Origin of the sequence: Acetobacteroides hydrogenigenes (assembly GCF_004340205.1) — a bacterium.
Taxonomy (GTDB): domain Bacteria; phylum Bacteroidota; class Bacteroidia; order Bacteroidales; family ZOR0009; genus Acetobacteroides; species Acetobacteroides hydrogenigenes.
Map to the genome: position 1 here is coordinate 1 of NZ_SLWB01000032.1, position 1,382 is coordinate 1,382.

Consider the following 1,382-nt stretch of genomic DNA (forward strand, 5'->3'; position numbering starts at 1 on the left):
GCCTTTTAGGTTAGGCCTCTTATCGGAGCAAGGGTGGCGAGGGAACGGAGCCACTTGTATACCCTTGCTCCGATAAGAGGCCTAGCCTTCCTTTGCGGGTGTTTTTCATGCTCCGAATTTGGCCATCCGCTCGGCAAATTTAATGCAAAGCTGCCCATATATCAGCTTCCACCCCTTAACTTCAGCCTTTGGGCTTGCGTTGATATCCCGAATGACGAGGTATACCAGCTTCTTAATGGCCATATCGGAGGGGAAGCACCCCTTGGTCTTGGTCACCTTCCGCATGCGCCGGTGGATGCCCTCGATGGGGTTGGTGGTGTACATCAGCCGGCGGATTTCCTTGCCGAAGTCGAAGAAGGAGCTCAGCTTGTACCAGTTCTCCTGCCAGCTTCTGACGGCGGTGGGGTACTTCTTCTCCCAGCGCTCGGTAAAGCGCGTCAACTCACCCTCGGCAGCCTCCAGCGTGGGGCTGCTGTAGATGGCCCGCATGTCAGCCGTAATGGCCTTGTAATCTTTGCAAACCACGTACTTGAGCGTGTTGCGCACCTGGTGTACGATGCAGCTCTGGACGACCGTCTCGGGAAAGGTGCTGCTGATGGCCTCGCTGAAGCCCTTGAGGTTGTCCGTACAGGCGATCAGGATGTCCTCCACGCCCCGAAGGCGCAGGTCCTGCAGCACCTCCAGCCAGAAGCGGGCCGACTCGCTCTCGGCGATGTAGATGCCCAGCAGCTCCCGAAAGCCCTCCTGGTTAACCGCGTAGACGTTGTAGAGCGCCTTGCCCTGCACCGCTCCGTTGTCGCGGCACTTGAAGTGGATGGCGTCGAACCAAACCATGGCGTAGAGCGGGTTGAGCGGGCGCTGCTGCCACTCCTGCAGCTCGGGAATCAGCCGGTCGGTGAGCTCGCTCATCTGGGCTGGGGAGAGCGAAAGCCCGTAAACCTCCATAAGCATCTTGCGGATGTCGGCGTAGCTCATCCCCTTGGCGTAGAGCGAGAGGACCTTCTCGCAGAGCCCATCGTCCAGCAGCACCTGCCGCTTGACCACGATCTCTGGGGTAAAAGTTCCGTTACGGTCTCTGGGGGTGCTGAGCTCAAACTCGCCGTTCGAGCACTTGACCGTCTTGGTGGTAACGCCGTTGCGCTTGTTGCCCTCCGAATCCTTCAGGTGCTGCTCCAGCTCCAGCGCTAGGGCCTTTTCCAAAAAATGCTTCAGCAGCGGGGCGAACACCCCATTTTCGCCGCTTAGGCTCTTGCGCTCGTAAAGACCCTTGATGGCCTCCTTCTCAAAATCCTCGTAGCTGAAGCTCGCTGCTTTTTCTTTCTCTTCCATTGTCTGCAAAGTTAACGTTATCATTTTGCAGACACAGTTGCATGAACAGTCTC

Annotated in this window: 1 protein-coding gene; it reads right to left on the reverse strand. The window is 57.5% G+C overall.

Going from position 1 to position 1,382, the window contains the following annotated elements; genetic code table 11:
- Positions 1-105: 105 nt before the first annotated feature.
- A complete protein-coding gene (locus CLV25_RS15875) occupies positions 106-1,329 on the reverse strand; it encodes an IS256 family transposase (protein WP_131840651.1) in 1,224 nt (407 codons plus the stop codon).
- Positions 1,330-1,382 lie beyond the last annotated feature (53 nt).